7 protein-coding genes are annotated in these 21,990 nt (G+C 69.6%); 5 read left to right on the forward strand and 2 right to left on the reverse strand.

The genetic code is table 11. The features are described 5' to 3' along the window. Nucleotides 1–32 precede the first annotated feature (32 nt). On the reverse strand, nucleotides 33–1,130 hold the full coding sequence (locus ACIOMQ_RS11650; protein WP_402188848.1) for a PucR family transcriptional regulator: 1,098 nt from the start codon (nucleotides 1,128–1,130) through the stop codon (nucleotides 33–35). A 672-nt stretch (nucleotides 1,131–1,802) separates the two neighbouring features. On the opposite strand from ACIOMQ_RS11650, the gene ACIOMQ_RS11655 reads away from it, so the two are divergent. From ACIOMQ_RS11655 to ACIOMQ_RS11675, 5 genes are all read left to right on the forward strand, one after another. Beyond that, nucleotides 1,803–2,495, forward strand: a complete 693-nt coding sequence (locus tag ACIOMQ_RS11655; RefSeq protein ID WP_402188749.1) for a VOC family protein — start codon at nucleotides 1,803–1,805, stop codon at nucleotides 2,493–2,495. Between the two features lie 49 nt (nucleotides 2,496–2,544). Further along, on the forward strand, nucleotides 2,545–3,882 hold the full coding sequence (locus tag ACIOMQ_RS11660; RefSeq protein ID WP_402188751.1) for a carotenoid oxygenase family protein: 1,338 nt from the start codon (nucleotides 2,545–2,547) through the stop codon (nucleotides 3,880–3,882). A gap of 738 nt (nucleotides 3,883–4,620) precedes the next feature. Next, entirely contained in the window at nucleotides 4,621–6,777 is a 2,157-nt protein-coding gene (locus ACIOMQ_RS11665; protein ID WP_402188753.1) for a LuxR C-terminal-related transcriptional regulator, read from the forward strand. Nucleotides 6,778–7,032: 255 nt separating this feature from the next. Next, entirely contained in the window at nucleotides 7,033–7,731 is a 699-nt protein-coding gene (locus ACIOMQ_RS11670) for a BTAD domain-containing putative transcriptional regulator (protein ID WP_402188851.1), read from the forward strand. A 16-nt stretch (nucleotides 7,732–7,747) separates the two neighbouring features. Then, nucleotides 7,748–8,533 carry a thioesterase II family protein gene (locus tag ACIOMQ_RS11675; RefSeq protein WP_402188755.1) on the forward strand — a complete coding sequence of 262 codons (786 nt, stop codon included), beginning with the start codon at nucleotides 7,748–7,750 and terminating at the stop codon, nucleotides 8,531–8,533. A 96-nt stretch (nucleotides 8,534–8,629) separates the two neighbouring features. Here the strand turns inward: ACIOMQ_RS11675 and ACIOMQ_RS11680 are convergent, their stop codons facing one another. Next, complete coding sequence (locus ACIOMQ_RS11680) at nucleotides 8,630–21,982, reverse strand: type I polyketide synthase (RefSeq protein WP_402188758.1); 13,353 nt, start codon at nucleotides 21,980–21,982, stop codon at nucleotides 8,630–8,632. Between the last annotated feature and the right edge of the window lie 8 nt (nucleotides 21,983–21,990).

Here is a 21,990-nt window from a genome sequence, read left to right on the forward strand (position 1 = left end):
GGACGGACTCGGAGGCTTGGGCGGTGCCGGGGTCAGGCGCTCTCGGGCACGGCACAGGACGAGTCGAGATCCCGTGCGGCGAGCGCGAGAACGAACGCGAGAATGCCGCGGGTGCGTACGGGGTTGATTCCCGTCAGCTGTTCGATCCGTTCCAGACGGTAGGTCAGGGTCCGCCGCGCGACGTTGAGCCGGCGGGCCGTCCTGGTCCTGTCCAGGTCCATGAGGTAGAGCGTACGGAGCGTCTTGAGGAGCTCCGGGGTCTCCACGATCGGATCGATCAGGGAGATCAACTGCCTGCGGTACTCGCTGTCCCTGGAGATGGCGAGCTCGCTGATGACCTGGTTGCTCTCGACCGTCTTGCCGTCGAGCCCGGCGATGTTGGCGAGCGACTCGATCCTGGCGGCCTGCTGGATGGCCACGGCGAGCTCCGAACGGGGTGCGATGACCGCACCGGCGGGCGCGGCGAAGGTGATACCCACCCGCTTGAGCGTCTCCACGATCTGTCCGGCCTGTTCGTCCGGGCCGCTGTGCGAGCGGATCGGAGCCAGGATGCACAGATGGCGGCCCGCCTGGCAGCTCAGTCCCAGGTCTCCGGTCGTCAGTGCGGCCGAGGCACGCGCTACGGTGGCGGCGCTCGGCGCGATCTCACCGACCACCCGGCCGGCCACGGCCACGTACTCCTTCGCCGGTGTGTGGTGCGCGGTGGCCGCGAGTTCGTCGGTCGTGGCTCCGTTGAGCATGAGATCCGCGAGTACCCGGCGCGAGGTGTCGAGCCCGGCCTGCTTCTGGGCGTGGACGTAGGCGAGGCTGATCGCGGCGGTGATCTCCTTCACTCCGGTGGATGCCCACTGGGTCAGGGAAACCAGTTCGCTCTGCTCCCCGGGCCGGGCCGAGACCCAGCAGTCGGCGACGGCGACCGAGCAGCCGACCTCCCAGGCGTGCAGCAGGGGTGCGATGCGCTCCCCCCGCTCGGCGAGCTGCACGGCGAGCGCGGTGCACCTCGCGATTTCCTCCGCGGGCAGGTGACCCCCCTGCCGGTAGAGCTCCAGTCCCCTGTCGAGGACCGAGCGCACGAGCTCCGCGCTGCCGGCCGAGCCGACCAGGCCCCCGCCCTCCGCATACATCTGCACCTTCAACCAGATTTCCTGGGCGATTTCTTCCGTACGCGCCGCAAGCCTGGAAAGTATGTCTCCGCGAGAAAGCTCCAAAGTACCCATCACATGCCCCCATACATGTAGCGATACACTCCGGCCGTCCAAATTTCAACCACGTCAGACCAACCACCGCCGACCCCACAGATGAGCAGAAATCCTGCCGGGGTGACTCGAAGGGCGCGGAGCACGAAGAGCCGAAAACAGCGCCCAATCTTGCACAGATTCGAACTGACTTCCATCCGGTTGCCTCCACCCCCCACAGCAGCGACTATGACCTGCATCACACATACCGATTGTTGTACTTCCCTTGGCCATTCCTTTACGGAGTACCGGGAACTCTGCGCCAGCGTTCGGCCGCGCCACTGAAACCCACCACCGACATTCCGGATCCGCTCACCACTCCCGCAATGCCATGCAAAACCGGCCACGACGGCACCGACCGCCGTCCGAGAGCTCCGCCGCAACGCATCCGGCCTGCCCCAAGGTGCTTCCCAGGTGTGCAGGCTCCCCCACCCGGCTTCGACACTGAGCATGCGGAGCAACCCGCGGCGGAGCCGATAGTGGAACCGGTACAGCGGCCGCATCGGCACGCGATGACTGCGGCAGGCTGCCGTTGCTCATAAGGGCCAAGGGGGGACCGCAGTGTTCTTGGATCACGTAACTTTCGCTGTACACGATCTTGACGAATCAATTACGCAAATAGAGGACGCGCTGGGCGTCTCCTTCGAGGTTCCCACCGCCACCATCCCGGGAATAACGGGCCGGGTCGTCGCCCTGAACGGAAATTTCCTGGAAATCATGGCGGTTTCCGAACCCGAACAGGCCACCCTTTCCCCGTTCGGGAAAAAATTCGTCCAGTACCTGGCAGAGCGAGGTCCGGGCATCTTCTCGGCCACGCTGTGCACCGAAGATCTCGCGAACCTTCAGAAGAATCTGCCGGACACCGTCAAGAACTGTGGCCCCATTTCCACCTGGGTGCCTCAGCCAGACGGCTCAAAAATTCATTTCTCCTCGCTGTTCTTCGGTCAGTACCACCTGATGCCGTGGGTCATCGAGTACCACTCCGAGCTGCCCGACGTGCCGATCGACATGCGGCTGCGCTCCGCCACGATCCGGGTGTCGGACCTGGCCTCGGCGGTGCGGCACTACCGGCTGGTGTACGGCATTCCGGAGGACCGGGTGCGGCTCGACGGCGAAACCGCCGTGCTCCTGCTCCACAACAGCTCCCTGGTGTTGGAGCAGGCCGCCCCCGAGGGGCTGTCCGGGGTGGAGATCGAGGCGCCCGGCAGATCCCTCCGGCTGACGTTCGACGACAACGGGCTGGGCTTCACCGCGCTGTGATTCCCGCCCCCGCGCCCGACGCCCGGCACCGAGAAAGGAACACGCACGTATGAAGAATCGATTCCTGGAAGGACGCATCGGGCCGGTCTCCGAGGAGATAACCGCGCTCGACCTTCCGGTGACCGGCCGGATTCCCACCGAGCTCAACGGCCGCTATCTCCGCAACGGCCCCAATCCCGTGGGTATTGAGGACCCTCAGGCCTATCACTGGTTCACCGGCGACGGCATGGTCCACGGTGTGCGGCTGCGGAACGGCAGTGCCGAGTGGTACCGCAATCGCTGGGTCCGCTCCCGGAGCGTGGCCGAACGGCTCGGCGAGCCGTGGCCGGCCGGTCCCGTCTTCGCCGACCGGGACGCGGCGGCCAACACACATGTCATCGGACACGCGGGCCGCACCCTCGCCCTCGTCGAGGCCGGTATCCGCCCGTACGAGATGAGCTACGAGCTGGACACGCTCGGCCCGTTCGACTTCGGCGGGGGCCTGCCGGGCGGATACACGGCACACACCAAGCGCGACGTGGTGACCGGTGAACTGCACGCGGTGGCGTACTACGCGGGCTGGGACCACGTCCAGTACATCGTCATCGACGCCGGGGGCACCGTCACCCGCACCGTGGACGTGCCGGTCGAGGACGGGCCGATGATGCACGACTTCGCCCTCACCCAGAAGTACGCGGTGATCTACGACCTGCCGATCACCTACAACGCCCCTCTCGCCAGGACCGGGGCCCGGCTGCCGTACGCCTGGAACAACGACCACCAGGCCCGCATCGGTCTGCTGCCCCGGCACGGCGGCTCCGACGAGGTCCGCTGGTTCGACCTCGAACCGTGCTGGGTCTTCCACACCCTCAACGCGTACGACGAGGACGACACGGTCGTGGTGGACCTCACCCGGTTCCCGCGCATGCTGCAGAAGGGCGGACTCGACGGCAACTCCGCTCCCGTTCTGGACCGTTGGACGATCGACCTGAAATCCGGCAAGGTGCTCCAGGAGACGCTCGACGACGAGAACCAGGAGTTCCCCCGGGTCGACGAACGCGTCGTGTCGCTCAAGCACCGGTACGGCTACACCGTGGCGTCCGACGCGGTGTTCGACACCGGATCGGGCGAGGTGATGCTCAAGCGCGACTACGCGAAGGGGACGACGGAGCGACGGCTGTTCCCCGTCGACTCCGCGGTCGCCGAGGCGGTCTTCGCTCCTGCCGCGCCCGATGCCCCGGAGGACCACGGCTACGTCATGGCCTACGTCTTCGACCCGGAACGCGACGCCACGGATCTCCTCATCCTGTCCGCGCAGGATTTCACCGGCGAACCCGTGGCCCGGGTGCATCTCCCCGTACGCGTTCCGCCCGGCTTCCACGGCAGTTGGGTTCCCGACCTCGACTGAGCACGCAGCCGTCCCGGACCGGCCGGCCCTCCGCCCGCCCGTCGTTCCTGCCGAAGGCAGCGGCGGGCGGGCGCCGTGGCTCTGTCAACCCCTTCTCCCGGGGCGCCGCCTGCCCACAGGTGAAGAACCCTCACCGGCATTGCGCACCTGGGAAGTCCCGGAATCGACTGAACCAGGCGGTTGTTGCACCTCATCGATTCGAGATGCAATCATCCTGAAGTCTGTCTTCGTACGCGTCGACTTTACGTCTCTCTATCAGTTCTCGGAGGTACGGAGAGTGTTCCATCCGCGATATTCCTCGCCTCCTCGTACCGAAAAAACGACGGCACACGACGACCCGCGTTCCGAACAGGACGGGGCGGCGAAGACACTGTCCGAGCGCGCGGCCCCGCTGGCCCGGCTGACGGACGCCTTCGCCCTGACACGCACCCGGGCCGGACAGATCGTGCAGGTCAGCGGGGCAGTGGCGAGCGGCAAGACGGAGTTGCTGCGGGTCTTCACCACAGCCGCCCGGGAAGAGGGCGCCCTCGTCCTGTCCGCGACGGGCCGGGCCGGGCCGTCGAGGGGGCGCAGCCCCAGGGGGTACTGGCGCAGCTACTGGATTCACTGCCCGGGGAATTCATTGCCGATTCCGGGGGCGAATCAACGGCACAGGGCCGGTCGGCCGCTTCCCGGATCTTCAGCGAAACCGTTCTGGAGATCTCGCGTCATACCCCGGTAATCATTGCTGTCGATGACGTGCAGCACGCGGACACGGCATCGCTCGACATTCTCATGTCCCTGCTCCAGGGCTGGGAGGGCGCCCGGATCCTCACGGTGCTGGCCTGCCGTACGGGTGAGCCGGCCGAGAAGCTCGCCCTCTACCGCACCCTGCCCTCGCACCGGGAGGTGACCCAGGTCCGGCTGTCGATGCTGTCGGCGTACGGTACGCGCGATCTGCTCACCCGCGCGCTCGGACCGGTGGCCGGCGCGCGGCTCGCACCCGCCTGGCACGCAATGACCGGAGGAAACCCCTTACTCCTCGGCGCACTTGCGCAGTACGGCACACCGTCCGGCGGCGAAACGGCGGGAGTACGGGAGGACGCCCCCGGCCACGAGGCGTTCGGTCACGCCGTGATGCGCTGCCTGTGGCGGGCGGGGACGGCCGTCCTGCATACCGCTCAGGCGCTGGCCACTCTCGGCGAGGTCGCCACCCCCGTCCTGCTGGCCAGGCTGCTCGGCACCTCCCCGCAGAGCGTCCGGCGCGCTCTCGCCGAGCTGACGAGCATGGGGTTCACCGACGGAGGGCGGCTCAGGTCGCCCGGGATCGGGGAGAGCATCCGCACCGGAGTCCCGTCGACAGCCCGGTCCCACTTCCCGTTGCGCGCCGCTCGGCTCCTCTACCACGACGGCGCCGACGTGGAGACCATCGCCCCGCTGATCGAGGCCGCGGGAGGCAGCAGCGAGGACTGGGCCGTGCGCGCGCTCCTGGAAGCGGCGCAGCGCCACACAAAGGGCCCCCGCTCCGAACTGAGGATTCGCTATCTGCGGCTGGCTCATCGCACCGGCGCCGACGGACCGCAGGCCGAGCGGGTGACCGTGGCACTGGCCGAGGCGCTGTGGCAGACCGACCCGGCTCTCGCCTTCCGGTACGCGGCCCAGCTGTCCGCACCGGACCGGCGCGGCAGCCTGCCGGGCGGCGCCGAACCGTTGCTGGCCAAGTGTCTGCTGTGGGGCGGCGAGGTCGACGAGGCCGCCGCGCTGCTCTCGTCGGCGCCGCCCGACACGGCGCCGGACGCCTTCAACCAGGTGCGGGTGTGGTTCTCGTACCTCTATCCCGGCTTCGACACGTCGGCCGCCGTCGGCCCGTACCGGCCACGGGGCAGGGCCGCCAGGGAGCCGGCCGGCCGCGGGGCGCACGCCATGGCGGCGCCGTTCCCCCCGGGCGCCGCTCACTGCCACCCGGGCGGGGCCGCCGAAAGGCTGCGCGGGGTACGGCTGACGGAGGGTTCGCTTCCGCATGTGGCGATCGCGCTGGCCGAGTTGCTCGCGGCGGGGCACACCCGTGAGGCCGCATGGTCGGCCGACCGGCTCCTGGAACAGGCGGCGGAGAACCGGGTTCCGTTGTGGACGGCGATCCTCACCGCCTGCCGGGCGGAGATCGCGCTGCGCCTGGACGATCCGGCCGAGGCGGAACGCCTGGCGCTCCTGGCACTCGACGAGATCTCCGAGGCCGGCTGGGGAGTCGCCCTCGCCGGTCCGCTGTCCACCCTGATCACCGCTCTCGTCGAGCAGGGGCGGGCCGAGGAGGCCGCACCGCTGGCCGACCGGGTGCTGCCGCCCCACACCTTCCGGGGCAGCGCGGGGCCGGGGTTCCTCGCGGCCCGCGGCCGCTACAACCTCGCGGTGGGCGAGCCCCGGCGCGCGCTGCTGGATTTCGAACGCTGCGGCGAGCTCCTGCGGACCTGGTCCGTCGATCTTCCGCTGCTGTCGGACTGGCGGGTGGGTGTGGGAGAGGCGCAGCTGCGCCTGGACCGGCCGCACGACGCCCGCCGCATTCTGAAGGCCCAGCTCCGGGAGTCCGACGGCCGCTGCCCGCGGATCGAGGGCCAGATCCGGCATCTCCTGGCCGAGGCGGCGGCGGTCGCCGGCCGGGTACCCCCTCAACGGACGGCGGGCGAACAGGAATCCGCGTCGCGTCTCAGCAAGGCCGAGCTGCGCGTGGTGGCCCTCGCGTCGTCCGGCCGGAGCAACCGCGAGATCGCCGGTGACCTGTTCATCACCGTCAGCACCGTCGAGCAGCACCTCACCCGGGTCTACCGCAAGCTCGGCATCTCCGGCCGCGCCGAACTCGTCGAGTACGCCCGCGCCTGGAACAGCGAGGTCCCCCTCCTAGGGGGCGCCCCGCAGGATTAGGGGTTGGTGAGCCCAGAACGGCCCACTTAACGTGGAGACCGTTTGCACAAATCGATCGTTGCCCAGCGACGGAACGGGAGTGTGCTGATGGAGGACTTGGCTGCCGCAGCTGAGATACGGCTCGGAACGTTCGGCGGGGGCGGGGTTCCTGGAGCCCCCGGTGCCCCGGCGCCACCGACCGGGATCAGATACGAGGTACTGGGCCCCCTGCGGGTGCGAGGCCCCAGGAGCAGTGGGTTCATCAGCGCTCCGAAGATGGAGGCGGTGCTCGCCCTCCTCCTGGTACGAGCGGGGCAGGTCGTGTCCATGGACACGCTGGTGGCGGAGATCTGGGGAGACCGGGCGCCCCGCAGAGTCATCGCGTCCCTGCAGGTGTACGTGTCGAACCTGCGGAAGCTGCTGGCCGCCCCGGGGCGGGAGGAGAGTCCGATCGTGACGCGGGCACCCGGCTACCTGCTGAATCTCTCCGACGACGAGCTGGACCTGCACGACTTCCAGCGCTTTCTCCAGCTCGGCAAGGAACACGCGCGCGCCAAGCGTCACGAGCAGGCCGTCGAGTCGTTCGAGCACGCTCTGGCCCTGTGCCGGGGCACCGCGTTCAGCGGGATCGAGGACATCCAGGCGATCAAGTCCTTCGCCACCTGGTGCGACGAACTGCGCCTGGAGTGCTCGGAATTGCTGTTCGAATCGAAGCTGGCGCTCGGGGAGCACCGCGATCTGATCGGTGATCTGCACACGCTGGTCACCGACTATCCGCTGCGGGAGGCGTTCCACCGTCAGCTGATGCTCGCCCTGTACCGTTCGGACCGTCAGGCCGACGCCCTGGCCGCCTATCGATCTCTGCGCGACAATCTCTACCACGAGCTCGGCCTCGCGCCCTGCCGGGGCCTCCGCGATCTCCAGCAGGCGATCCTGGTCTCCGACAGCAGGCTCGAATATCCGGAAGCAGTGTGAACCACGAGGGGAATCGATGACCGACAGCGACCTGTGGATCAGGCGCTTCCAGCCCGGCCCGCCGTCCGGCCCCCGGCTGGTGTGTTTCCCGTACGCGGGTGGGGCGGCCAGCTACTTCCATCCCCTGGCCACCTCGTTGCGGCAGACCGCCGGGGTGCTGGCCGTCCAGTACCCGGGCCGGCAGGAGCGCAGGTCCGAGGAGACGCTGCGCGATCTGCACACGCTCGCCGACCGGGTGGCCGCCGCGCTGTCGCCGTACCGCGACAGGCCTCTGGTCTTCTTCGGCCACAGCATGGGCGCGGTCGTCGCCCATGAGGTCGCTCTGCGTCTCGCCGAGGACGGCGAGGGCCCCGTGGAACTGTTCGCGTCCGGGCGACGCGCGCCGTCGCGCCACCGCGACGACAAGGTGCGGCTGCTCGACGACGACGGGCTGGTCCGGGAGCTGAAGAGTCTGGCGGGTACCGCCCCCGCGCTCCTCGACGACGAGGAGATCCTGCAGATGGTGCTCCCGTCGATCCGTGGGGACTACTGGGCCGTGGAGACCTACCGTCACCGTCCCGGAACGATGCTCTCGTGCCCCGTCACCGTGCTCACCGGTGACCGTGACACGCGTGTGTCCCTCGATGACGCACGGGCCTGGCGGGAGCACACCACGGGCCGGTTCGCCCTGGAGACGTTCAGCGGCGGGCACTTCTTCATCAATGACCACACGGAGGCCATCGCCGGGCTGCTGCGCCGTCGGCTGTCCGAACTCGCCCCGCGCCCGTCCGCCGCCGCGCACGCCGTCCGGCCGGATCGCTGACCTCTCGCGTACCGCCTTTCTTCCGGACAGCCCTTACGGAGGCCGGCCGACTGCCCGCCCGCGGATCCCGCGGGCGGGCAGTTCCGTGTCACCGTGCTATCCGTCCGTCCGCGGCTCCGCCCCGGGCACCGGCTCCCCGACGAGTTCGGTCCGCAGATATCCGGCCAGCCGCTCCAGCGTGGGGTGGTCGTACACCGCCATCGGCGTCAGGGTGAGTCCGGTGACCGTGCACAGCCGGTTGCGCAGCTCCAGTGCGGTGAACGAGGAGAACCCGAGCTCAAGGAAGTCCGTCGTGGTGTCCACCAGGTCGGCCGACGGGTAGCCGAGCACGGTGGCGGCGTGCTTCCGGATCAGCTCCAGCAGGAGCGTCTCCTGGGCGCTCGGGGACAGCTCCGCCAACTGGTCCGGCAGGGCGCTCGGTCCCGGTTCGGGACGCTCGGACCGGGCCGTCAGGAACGGCTCCGCCTCCGGTACGCCGGCGATCAGCGACTCCGGTCCCCGGCCGGAGAACTCCGGCACGAACCGCTCCCAGTCGATGTCCGCCACCACCGACGTGGCCTCGCCGCTCGCCAGCGCCTGGCCGAGGGCGCGGACCGCCATCCTGGGGCGCATCGCGTGGTGCCCGGACGCCCCGGCGGATTCCCCGTCGCCGGACCAGCGGCCCCAGATCACCGAGGTGCCCGGCAGGCCGAGCCCCCGGCGGTGGTGGACCAGCGCGTCCAGGAAGGCGTGCACCCCGGCATCCTCGCCGGGCCCCGGAGTGCCGAAGAGCCCCGAAGCCGAGGAGAACAGCACGAACGATTCGAGGTCCGCGCCCCGGGTCAGCTCGTCCAGGCGTACCGCGGCCGCCACTTGGGCGTCCGCTCCTGCGCGGAGGCCTGTACGGTGCGCGTCCCGCGTCCCGCCGTGCATCGCGCCGGCGTGCACGACGGCGGTCAGCGGGGACTCCACGGGGATCGCCGCGAGGACCGCGGCCAGCCCCTCCCGGTCGGCCGGGTCGCAGTGGGCCGTGTCGACAACGGCGCCGAGGGCGGACAGTTCGGCGGCGAGCCGGGGCAGTCCGTCGGAGCGTTCGGCAGTGAGCAGAATCCGCGCGGCCCCGTTGCGTACGAGCCATCGGGCCGCTTCCGTACCCGGAATGGTGTCGCCACCCGTGACGAGTACGGTGCCGGAGGCGACGCGCCCGTCGGCCGCTCGGATGCCCGCGCCGGAGACCCTGGTCAGGTGGCGTACGAAGGTACCGGAGGCCCGGACCGCCACCTGGTTCTCGCCATGGGGGTCGGTGAGCACCGCGGAGAACGCCGCGCCTGCCCGTACGTCCAGGACCTCTGGCAGATCGACGACGCCGCAGGGCCGCCCGCCGTCCGCCACCGACGCCCTGGCCGTACCCCAGAGCCTGGCCTGTCCGGGGCGGTTCAGCGGGTCGGCCGATCCGACGGACACCGCGCCCCGGGTCACGTACCAGAGCGGGGCGTCGATCCCGGCGCCGACGAGCGCTTCGGGCAGCACCTGGTGCAAAGCGGTCCCGGGTTCGGCGGTGTGTGCGGTGATGCCCGCGCCGACAGCGGCGAACGACAGGACACCGCTGAGCGGCAGATCGTCGCTGAGCACACCGCTGATCCGCTTGGCGAGGACGGCCGCAGAGCCGGGATCGGCCGGATCCACGGGCAGTTGCACGACTCGGGCGCCGCGCTCCCTCAGTGCCTGAAGTGCCCATGTCGTGGGCTCGGAGGCGGCCGGGGTCTCGGGGGCGGCCGGGTGTTCGGAGGCGGCTGTGGTCGCGGAGGCGGCCGTGGTCGCGACGTCCGGCGGGGTGAGCATGAGCCAGGTGCCGGACTGTTCCGTCCCGTCCTGGTGCTTCAGCGGCCGCCAGCGCAGCCCGTAGCGCCACTGGCTCTGCTTGCGCCAGGCCGCCAGCGCGGGCAGCACGGCACGCAGCGAGGCGCTCTGCTCGTCGCCCAGCTCCAGTGATTCGGCCAGATCCGCGAGGTCGCCCCGCTCGACGTCTTCCCAGAACACGTCCTCCGCGTCGTTGCGTATCGCGTCAGCCCGGACGGGGGCCGGGTTGTCGAGCCAGTAGTTCTCTCGCTGGAACGGGTAGGTCGGCAGGTCGATCACTCTGCTCCGGGCGGGGATGAAGCCACTCCAGTCCACCTCCGCACCATGCACGTGGACATGGGCAAGCGCCTTGAGCAGGGTCACCAGCTGCGGGCGGCCCCTGCGCATCACGGCCGCACCCGCCATGCCCACCACATGGGGAGTGAGCGCCGCATCGGGCCCCACCTCCAGCGTGGACGCCACACCGAGCATCTCCAGTTCGGCGATTACCACGTCGAAGCGCACCGCCTCACGCACATGCCGCACCCAGTACTCCCGCGAACCCACATCACCCGCACTCACCACGGGGATGACCGGGTCGTGGAAGGACACCCCGGCAACAACCCCGGCAAACTCCTCCAGCACCCCATCCATGTGCGGCGAATGGAACGCATGACTGACCCGCAACCGCCTCGTCCTGCGCCCCAGCTCCTCCAGCCGGCCAACCACCCCGTCCACAGCCTCACCATCACCCGCGACCACCAAAGATCCGGGACCGTTGACCGCGGCGATCGACACCCGGTCCTCCAGCCCGGACAGCAACGGAACAACCTCCTCCCGCCCCGCCTGAACAGCAACCATCACACCACCAGCCGGCGCAGCCTCCATCAAACGCCCACGAGCCACCACCAACGACACCGCATCACGCAACGAGAACACACCCGCCACACACGCCGCACTCACCTCGCCGAGGGAGTGACCGGCCACATGATCCGGGACCACACCCCACGACTCCAGCAACCGGAACAACGCCACCTCGAACGCAAACAACGCCGGCTGCGCGAACTCCGTACGCTCCAACACCTCCGCCCCCGCAGAACCCGCACCACCGAACATCACCTCCCGCAACCCCACCCCACCCCCACCACGAGCCACATCCACCAACCCGCACACCTCATCCACAACCCCCGCAAAGACCGGGAACCGCTCATACAACTCACACCCCATACCCGGGAACTGAGCCCCCTGCCCCGAGAACAGGAACGCCAGACCACCCCCACCCACCACACCCTGAACCGTGTTGGACAGCGGATGGCCACCCACGAACCCTTCCAGAGCACCCAGCAGCTCCTCACGGTCGCCTGCCGACACCACCACACGGTGATCATGCGAGGCACGCGACGAGACGAGAGAGAACGCCAGATCACCCAACCCCAGACCCTCGTCCGAAGCCACACGGTTCCGGAGCCGGACGACCTGGTCCCGCAACGCCCCCGCACTCCGAGCCGACAACACCAAGGGAACGAGTCCCCCGTCCCCGGCCACCGGTTCGTCCGCAGCCGCCGGCTCCTCCGCCGGGCCCTCTTCCATGATCAGATGCGCGTTCGTCCCACTGATCCCGAACGACGACACACCCGCACGACGCGGCGTACCGTTGCGCGGCCACTCCTGCGCCTCCGTCAGCAACGACACCCCACCCGCAGACCAATCCACATGCGACGACGGCACCTCCGCATGCAACGTCCGCGGCAACACCCCACGCTGCAAAGCCATCACCATCTTGATCACACCCGCCACACCCGCCGCAGCCTGCGCATGACCAATGTTCGACTTCACCGAACCCAACCACAACGGACGCCCAACCGGACGATCCACCCCATACGTCGCCATCAACGCCTGAGCCTCGATGGGATCACCCAGGCGCGTCCCCGTCCCATGCGCCTCGACGACATCCACATCGGCCGGCGTCAGCCGCGCGTTCGCCAACGCCTGCCGGATCACCCGCTGCTGCGACGGACCGTTCGGCGCCGTCAGACCATTCGACGCACCATCCTGATTCACCGCCGAACCCCGAAGCACCGCCAGCACCCGATGACCATTGGCCCGAGCATCCGACAACTTCTCCAGCAGCAACAACCCGGCACCCTCGGCAAACCCCGTGCCATCCGCACCGTCCGAGAACGCCTTGCACCGCCCGTCCGCGGACAGACCCCGCTGCCGTGCAAAGTCGATGAAGGTATTGGGCGTGGCCATCACCGTCGCCCCGCCGGCCAGCGCGAGCGAGCATTCGCCGCTCCGCAGGGCCTGAGCCGCCAGATGCACCGCGACGAGCGACGACGAACACGCCGTATCGATCGTGACCGCCGGACCCTCGAAACCGAACGTGTACGAAATTCGACCCGACGCCACACTCGGCGCACTGCCGTTACCGAGGAACCCCTCGTACTCCTGCGGAACATCCCGCAACCGCGACGCATAATCGCTGTACATGATCCCCGCGAACACACCCGTCGCCGACCCCCGCAACGCCACCGGATCAATACCCGCCCGCTCCACCGCCTCCCACGCCGTCTCCAGCAACAACCGCTGCTGCGGATCCGTCGCCAACGCCTCCCGCGGACTCAACCCGAAGAACCCCGCATCGAACTCACCCGCCTCATGCAGAAAACTCCCGAACCGCGTATACGTCGTCCCCGCGTGATCCGGATCCGGGTGATACAACGACTCAAGGTCCCACCCACGCCCCACAGGGAACCCGCCCCTCGTCTCCCCACCCCCCTCCAACAACTCCCACAACTCCTCAGGCGACGACACACCCCCCGGGAACCGACAACTCATCCCCACCACAGCCACCGGCTCATCCACCACTCCACCCCGCACCACCGCCACACTCTCGCCCCGGCCCAGCAACTCCCCACGCAAGAACTCCGCCAGAGCATCAGGCGTCGGGTGATCGAAGACGAGGGTGGCGGGCATCCGCAAGCCCGTCGCGGCGTTGAGCTTGTTCCGCAGTTCGACCGCCGTGAGCGAGTCGAAGCCCAGCTCCTTGAACGCCCGGTGCCCGTCGATGGCCTCGGGATTCTCGTGGGCCAGCACGGCCGCGACCGTCGTCCGGACCAGAGCGAGCAGCGTCCGCCGCTGTTCGGCCTTCGGCCGGCCGAGGAGTTGACCGATCAGGGTGGAAGACCCGGTGGAGGGCGCCGTCGTTTCGAGTGCGCGGCGTGCGGGAGCGGGCACGAGGGCACGGAGCATGGGCGGCAGGGGGGCCGTGCGAGCCTGGCGGCGCAGAGCCGCCATGTCAAACGCCGCGGGCACGAGAACTGCTTCGTCCATGGTCAGGGCGGCGTCAAAGAGGGCGAGTGCCTCCGCACTCGTCATCGGAGCAATACCCGAACGCGCCAACCGCTCACGATCACCCCCACCCATACCACCCGTCATCCCACTCACATCACTCCACAACCCCCACGCCAACGACACCCCCGGCAAACCCAACGCACGACGACGATGAACCAAACCATCCACCCACGCATTCGCCGCCGCATAATTCGCCTGCCCCACCGAACCCAACACACCAGCCAACGACGAAAACACCACAAACGCCCGCAACGACAACCCCAACGTCACCTCATGCAACCACTCACCACCCCACGCCTTCGGACGCAACACCCCCTCCACCTGACCCACCGACAACCCCTCCACCACACCGTCATCCAACACACCAGCCGCATGCACCACCGCAGACGGCGGAAACTCCGCCACCACACCAGCCAACGCACCCCGATCCCCCACATCACACGCAGCAAACACCACCTCAGCCCCCAAAGCAGACAACTCCGCCTCAAGAACCCCAGCCCCCACCGCCCCCGCACCACCACGCGACACCAACACCACACGCCCCACCCCATACCGCTCCACCACATGCCGCGCCACCAAACCACCCAACACACCCGTCCCGCCAGTAATAAGAACACAATCCCCCAAATCAACCCCACCACCCACACCACCCGCACCATTCAAACCACCCGCACCACCCGCACTGCTTGAACCACCCGCCACAGCCACCGCACCCAACCGCGGCACCAACAACACACCCCCACGCACCGCCACCTGCCACTCCCCACACCCCAGAACCACACCCACCAAACCAGCCGAAACATCCACACCCACCCCCACATCCACCAACACCACACGCCCCGGAAACTCACTCTGAACCGACCGCACCAACCCCCACACACCCGCACCCACCACATCCACCACATCACCATCACCACCAGCAGCAACCGCACCCCGCGTCACCACCACCAACCGACCCACACCACCCCCACCCACACCCAACAACCACCCACGCACGGCCTCAAGCGTGGTGAACAGGTCTTCTCCAGTGGCCTCGTGCAGGTGATAGCTCTCCTCCGGAGCACCGTCGGAATCTGCGTCGTCAACGCCCACCGAGATCGGAACCCACTGCACTTCGTACAGCGACTGTGCTGCGTCGCCGGCGCCCTGAAGTCCCGCCTTGGCCATCGGCCGCAGGGTCAGGTTCTCGACCGTGGCGACGGGCAGCCCGGTGGTGTCCGTGGCAGTGAGTGCGACGCCGGCTGCGCCGCGAGGGCTCAGCCGTACCCTCATCTCCTTCGCGCCGCTCGCGTAGAGCGTCACCCCACTCCAGTTGAACGGGAGAAGTCCGGGCTCACGCTCACCGAGCGCGCCGAGAACAATGGGATGCAGGGCGGCGTCCAGCAGGGCAGGGTGCAGACCGAATCCAGACGCATCGGCCGCAGGGCGGGACGGGAGGGTGATCTCGGCGACGACATCGGAGCCGTCGCGCCAGACGGCGGTCATCCCCTGGAACTGGGGACCGTAGTCGTACCCGCGATCGGCCAGCAGGTCGTAGGCATCGGTCAGATCGACGGGGACCGCACCACGCGGCGGCCACGCGTTCTCGTCGCGTGCATCTTCCTCGGGCAGGCGGTCGCTGAGTGTGCCACTGGCGTGCCTGACCCAGCTCTCCCCGCTGCGGGAGTACACGCTCACCGGCCGGGAGCCCTGGTCGTCCGCTTCACGGACGACCAATTGGAGCGCCACACCGGCCGACTCGGGGAGCCATAGCGGCGCTTCGAGCGTCAGGTCGCCGATGTGCCCGCAGCCGACCTGGTCCCCGGCGTGGATGGCGAGTTCCAGGAACGCGGTGCCAGGCAGCAGGGCGGCGCCCTCGATGGCGTGATCGGCCAACCAGGGATGGGTAGGGAGCGAGATGCGTCCGGACAGGACCATCTCGTCGCCGTCACCGATGTCGACGGATGCCCCCAACAGCGGGTGGTCGCTGCTGGACAGGCCGGCCGAAGCCACGTCGGCTCCCGTACCGCTCTCCTCAAGCCAGTAGCGCCTGTCGTTGAAGGCATAGGTGGGCAGTTCGACCATGCGTCCGCCACCGATGACGGCGGGCCAGTCGACGTCGACTCCTCGTACGTGGCCTTCGGCAACCGAAGCGAGGAACTTGTCCATACCGCCTTCGTCGCGACGCAGCGACGGAAGCACAATCGCTGCGGCCCGGAGGCCGACATCGGCTCCGGCTCCAACAGCGACCGTGGCACCAGCGCCGGCACCGGCACCGGCAGTTGAAGTGGACGGAGTTGTCTGGGCGCCGGTAGCGGCTTCCAGGGTCTCCTCAATGCTCATGGTCAGTACGGGGTGTGCGCTGACCTCGACGAATACATCGTGGCCCTGACCGTGGAGGGAGCGGATGCTCTCCTCCAGCCGAACGGTGTTGCGCAAGTTGCGGTACCAGTAGTCGGCACCCGCCATCGCCGTGTCGAACCAGTCGCCAGTCACCGTCGAGAAGAAGGGCACCTCGGACGTCCGCGGCTCGATCGGGGACAGGACGTCCAGGAGTTCGCCCTCGATCATCTCCACGTGCGCGGAGTGGGAGGCGTAGTCGACGGGGACGCGCCTCGCTCGTACCCCGTCGTTCTCGCACACGGCGAGCAACTCGTCGAGTGCGGTGACATCGCCGGAAACCACGGCTGTGCCGGGTCCGTTGAGTGCGGCGATTGAGATCCGGCCGTCCCAGCGGACGAGCAGCCGCTCCAGTTCCCGCGCGGCCAGGGAGACAGAGACCATGCCGCCCTGTCCGGCCAGGGCCACGATCGCCCGGCTCCGCAACGCCACCACACGGGCCGCGTCATCCAGACTCAACGCACCCGCCACATACGCAGCCGCGATCTCACCCTGCGAATGCCCCACCACAGCCGACGGACACACACCCACCGACCGCCACAACGCCGCCAACGACACCATCACCGAAAACAGAACCGGCTGCACCACATCCACCCGATCCAACGACACAGCACCCGCCCGCCCCCACAACACATCCTCCAACGACCAGTCCACATACCGCGAAAGCGCCTCACCACACCGACCCACCTCAGCAGCGAACACCTCCGACTCCCCCAACAAACCCACCGCCATACCCACCCACTGCGACCCCTGACCCGGAAACACGAACACCGCCCCGTCACGCCGCTCGGCGATTCCCCTGACGATGGCGGGGCTGTCGTGTCCGGCGGCGAGCGCGTCCGTGGCGGCCCGGAATTCCGTGAGGTCACGGGCGACGAGTACCGCCCGGTGGTCGTGCAGCGTGCGGGTCGTGGCGAGGGCGAGACCGGTGCTCGCGGGGTCGATGGTGTCGTTGTCCGCGAGGAACCCGGCGAGCCGCTCCGCCTGGCCGCCCAGCGCACGGGCGTCGCGGGCGGAGAGGAGCCACGGCAGGGCGTGGCCGCGTGCGTCGGCTTCCACGACGGGCCGCCGATCCTGCCGGTCCGTCCGGTAGCCCTGTTCCTGGGACTCTTGGGGCTTCTGGGACTCCTGATCCCCTTGGGCCTCTTGGACCTCCCTGGCCCCTTGGGCCTCCTGGATCTCCTGGACCTCCCGGGCCTCTCCGGCCTCCTGGGTCTCCAGCGTCTCCTGGGTCTCCCGCTTTTCGGGGGCGGTCAGCGGCGACTCGGAAGTCTGCGGCCCGGACGTCTCCCGCGGCCCGGTCGTCTCCCACGCCCCGCGGGTCTGCGGCGCCTCCTCCACGATGACGTGGGCGTTCGTACCGCTGATGCCGAACGACGAGATCCCGGCCCGTCGTGTTCGCTCCCCGCGTGGCCAGGGTGCCGCCTCCGTCAGGAGCGACACGGCGCCCGAGGCCCAGTCCACATGCGGCGACGGCTCGTCCGCGTGCAACGTACGAGGCAGTTCACCGTGACCCAGCGCCATCACCATCTTGATGACGCCGGCGACGCCCGCCGCGGCCTGGGTGTGGCCGATGTTCGACTTGAGGGAGCCGAGCCGCAGTGGCCGGTCCGGCCGGCGGTCCGCACCGTAGGTGTTGAGCAGCGCCTCCGCCTCGATGGGGTCGCCCAGCGCGGTGCCGGTGCCGTGGGCCTCGACGGCGTCGACGTCCGAGCCGGAGAGACCGGCGGCCGCCAGTGCCTGACGGATCACCCGCTGCTGCGACGGACCGTTGGGCGCCGCGAGCCCGTTGGACGCGCCGTCCTGGTTGATGGCGGAGCCGCGCACCACGGCCAGCACCCGGTGCCCCTTGCGCCGGGCGTCGGAGAGCCTCTCCAGAGCGACGACACCCACACCCTCGCCCCACGCGGTGCCGTCGGCCCCCGCGCCGAACGCCTTGCAGCGTCCGTCGGGGGACAGTCCGCTCTGCCTGCTGAACTCGACGAACATGCCGGGGTTGGCCATCACCGTCGCGCCGCCGGCCAGGGCGAGCGAGCACTCGCCGCTGCGCAGCGCCTGAACGGCCAGGTGCAGGGCGACGAGCGAGGACGAGCACGCGGTGTCGACCGTCACCGCCGGGCCCTCGAAGCCGAAGGTGTACGAGATCCGGCCGGACGCCACGCTCGCGGTGTTGCCGGTCAGCAGATAGCCGTCGTATCCGTCGGCCGGTTCGTACAGCCGGGGACCGTAGTCCTGCGTCATGGCGCCGACGAACACGCCGACCGCGCCTCCGCGCAGTTCGGTCGTGGTCAGGCCGGCGCGTTCCAGTGCCTCGACGGAGGTTTCGAGCAGCAACCGCTGCTGCGGGTCCATCGCGGCGGCTTCGCGCGGTGAGATCCCGAAGAACGCCGCGTCGAACTTGTCGGCGTCGTGCAGGAATCCGCCTTGTCTCACATACGACTTCCCCGGGCTCGTGGGGTCGGCGTCGAACAGTCCGTCGAGGTCCCAGCCGCGGTTGGTGGGGAACGAGGACACGGCGTCGGTCTCCGCCGCCACCAGTCGCCACAGTCCCTCCGGCGACTCCACGCCGCCGGGGAAGCGGCAGCCCATGCCCACGATGGCGACGGCCTCGTCGGGTGATGCGGCGGACGCGTCGCCGGACGGGGCATCGGTGTCGGTCGCGGCGTCGTCACGGGTGGTCGTTCCGCCGGGCAGTTCGTCGAGGAGGTGATCGATGAGGGCGGCGGGTGTGGTGTGGTTGAACAGCAGGGTGTTGGAGAGCGAGAGGCCGGTGAGGTTGTTGAGACGGGTGCGCAGTTCGACGGCGGCGTAGGAGTCGAAGCCGAGTTCGTTGAAGGCGCGGCCGGTGTCCACCGCTGCCGGGGTGACGTGTCCGAGGACGATCGCGACGGTCGTGAGCACCAGCTCGGTGACGGCTCGGGTGCGGTCGGTCCCGCTCAGGCCGGCGAGCCGTTCGCCGAAGGACGTTCCGTCGCCCGGCTCCTCCTGCCGTACCCGCTCGCCCGGCTCCTCCTGCCGTACCCGCTCGTCCGGCCGGTCCTGGGGCTGGGGGCGCAGTGCCCGGTGGGCGGTTCCCGTCGCTCCGGTGCCGTCCGTTGCGTCGAGGGCTTCGGGCCAGAAGCGTTCGCGCTGGAAGGCGTAGGTGGGAAGGGTGATCGCGGTCGCTGTGCCCGGCAGCGGCGCGGCCCAGTCCATGTCCGTGCCGTGGGCGAACGCCGTGGCGACGGCGGTCAGCAGGGTGGCCGGTTCGGGGCGGCCGGCGCGCAGTGCGGGGACGAGGACGGGGGCGGGACCCCCGGGCAGGCAGTCACGGGCCATGGAGGTCAGTACGGCGTCGGGCCCGAGCTCCAGGAAGGTCGTGACGCCCTGCTCCCCCAGGGCACGGATGCCGTCGGCGAACCGTACGGGCTGCCGCATGTGCCTGGCCCAGTAGTCGGGGGTGCGCAGTTCCGCCGGTTCGGCGAGGGCGCCGGTGACGTTGGAGACGACGGGAATCCGCGCAGGTGCGAACGTCAGTCGCGCGGCCGCGTCACGGAACTCGTCGAGCACGTCGTCGAGGTGCCAGGAGTGGAAGGCGTGGCTGACCTTGAGGCGGCGGACCTTGCGGCCCTCGGCGCGCCACAGGTCGGCGATCTCCAGGACGGCGTCCTCGTCGCCCGAGACGACGGTGGACTCGGGGCCGTTGACGGCGGCGACGCCGGCCCGGCCCGCGAAGGGGGCGAGGGATTCGAGGACCGCCTCCTCGGGGACCTGGAGCGAGACCATCGCCCCACCGGCCCGCGCCGCCTGCATCAGCCGCCCGCGGGCCGACACCAGGGTCGCGGCGTCGGGGAGCGAGAGCACTCCGGCGACATGTGCGGCGGCGAGTTCGCCCACCGAGTGCCCGGCCACGTGGGACGGGGTGATGCCCCAGTGCTCGACGAGCCGGTAGAGGGCGACCTCCAGGGCGAACAGAGCACTCTGGGTGTATTCGGTCCGGTCGAGCAGCTCCGGGTCCGCGGCGCCGAACAGCACGTCGCGGACGGGCAGTTCGAGGTGTGCGCAGACCTCGTCGAAGGCGCGGGCGTACGGGCGGTACGCCTCGTACAGCTCGCGGCCCATGCCCGGCCGCTGGCTGCCCTGGCCGGTGAAGAGGATCGCGGGCCCGGTGGAGCCGTTCGCCGCTCCGGCCGGCCGCCGAGGTCCCGCGGTGCCGGTCATGGTGGTGGGCGACGGCGTACCGGTGGCGAGCGCGTCCAGTCCCCGCAGCAGTTCTTCACGCCCGGTGCCGAGGACGACGGCCCGGTCCGTGAAATGGGTCCGAGTGGTGGCCAGCGAGTACGCCACGTCGTCCACGCGGAGGCCGGGATCAGCCGTGACGTGCTCATGGAGCCGCGCGGCCTGGGCGCGGAGCGCGTCGGGGCCCTGCCCGGACACGACCCATCCGTGAACGGTGGTCCCCGTCTCCGGCGCGGGTCCAGCGGGTTCGCCGGGTTCGCCGGGCTCGGCGAGACCGGCGGGCTCGGCGGTTTCGGCGGTTTCGGCAGGTCCGGCAGGTTCGACGGGTTCGACGGGTTCGATGCCCGGTGGGTCGGAGAGCACCAGGTGGCAGTTGGTGCCGCCCATGCCGAAGGAGCTGACACCGGTCAGCAGCGGGCGGTCCGGACGCGGCCAGTCGCCGGGTTCGCTGTGGACGCGCAGGTTCAGTTCGTCGAGCGGGATGCGCGGGTTGGGCGTCTCGTAGTTGAGGCTGCGCGGAATGGTGCGGTGCCGGATGCTGAGGGCCGCCTTCAGGAGGCCGACGATTCCGGCCGCGCCTTCGAGGTGGCCGACGTTGGTCTTGGCCGAGCCGACAAGCAGGGGTGTTCCGTCCTCGCGCGCGGCGCCCAGCGCGGCGCCCAGCGCGGCCGCCTCCAGCGGATCGCCGACCGGGGTGCCCGTGCCGTGCAGTTCGACGTACTGCGCGGCCGCCGGCGAGGTGCCCGCCCGCTCCCAGGCCCGCCGGATGACGTCCTCCTGGGCGACGGGGTTGGGACGGGTGAGACCGTCCGTGGCGCCGTCGTTGTTGACCGCGCCGCCGTGGATGACGCAGTACACCGGATCGTTGTCGGCGAGCGCCTCGGAGAGCGGCTTGAGTACGACCGCGGCGCCGCCCTCACCCCGGACGTATCCGTTGGCGCGGGCGTCGAAGGTGTAGCTGCGGCCGTCGGGCGAGAGTCCGCGGAACCGTGCGGCCGTGATCGTGCTCTCCGGCACCAGATTGAGGTTCACCCCGCCGGCGACGGCGAGCCGGGACTCGCCGCGCCAGATGCTCTCGCACGCCATGAGGACCGCCACCAGGGACGACGACTGCGCGGTGTCCACGGTGAGGCTCGGACCGACCGTGCCCAGGGTGTAGGACAGCCGATTCGCGATGATGCTGCGGTGCAGACCGGTCAGCGAGTGCTGGGTGATGGCCTCGTGACCGTACCGCTGCAACAGCCGGGCGTAGTCGTCCCAGATGGCGCCGATGAACACGCCCGTGCGACTGCCCCTGAGTTCGGCCGGGACGATACGGGCGTCCTCCAGGGCCTCCCACCCCAGCTCCAGCATGAGCCGCTGCTGCGGGTCCATCGCCAGGGCCTCGCGGGGGGAGATGCGGAAGAATCCCGCGTCGAATCCGTCCACACCGTCCACATGGCCCGCGAACCGTGTGGCGGCGAGATCGTCCTCGTGCGGGATTCCGGCGTCCCAGCGGTCCTCCGGAATTTCCGTGATCGCGCTGCGGCCTTCATCGAGCAATTTCCAGAAGGCGTCGGGGTTTTCCGCCTGCGGAAGACGGCAGGACAATCCGATGACGGCGATCGGACGGCCCGTCGCCGGGTCCTGTCGCGATGCGTTCTCGTTGCCGTTGCCTTCGGCTCGGGAATCGTGAACCATCGACGCCT

This window comes from Streptomyces sp. NPDC087845 (genome assembly GCF_044742755.1).
Taxonomy (GTDB): Bacteria; Actinomycetota; Actinomycetes; order Streptomycetales; family Streptomycetaceae; genus Streptomyces.

Coding starts and splice junctions, on each gene's coding strand:
- ACIOMQ_RS11670 (WP_402188851.1), top strand. CDS start 7,033: ATGGAGGCGGTGCTCGCCCTCCTCCTGGTACGAGCGGGGCAGGTCGTG.
- ACIOMQ_RS11660 (WP_402188751.1), top strand. CDS start 2,545: ATGAAGAATCGATTCCTGGAAGGACGCATCGGGCCGGTCTCCGAGGAG.
- ACIOMQ_RS11675 (WP_402188755.1), top strand. CDS start 7,748: ATGACCGACAGCGACCTGTGGATCAGGCGCTTCCAGCCCGGCCCGCCG.
- ACIOMQ_RS11680 (WP_402188758.1), bottom strand. CDS start 21,982: ATGGTTCACGATTCCCGAGCCGAAGGCAACGGCAACGAGAACGCATCG.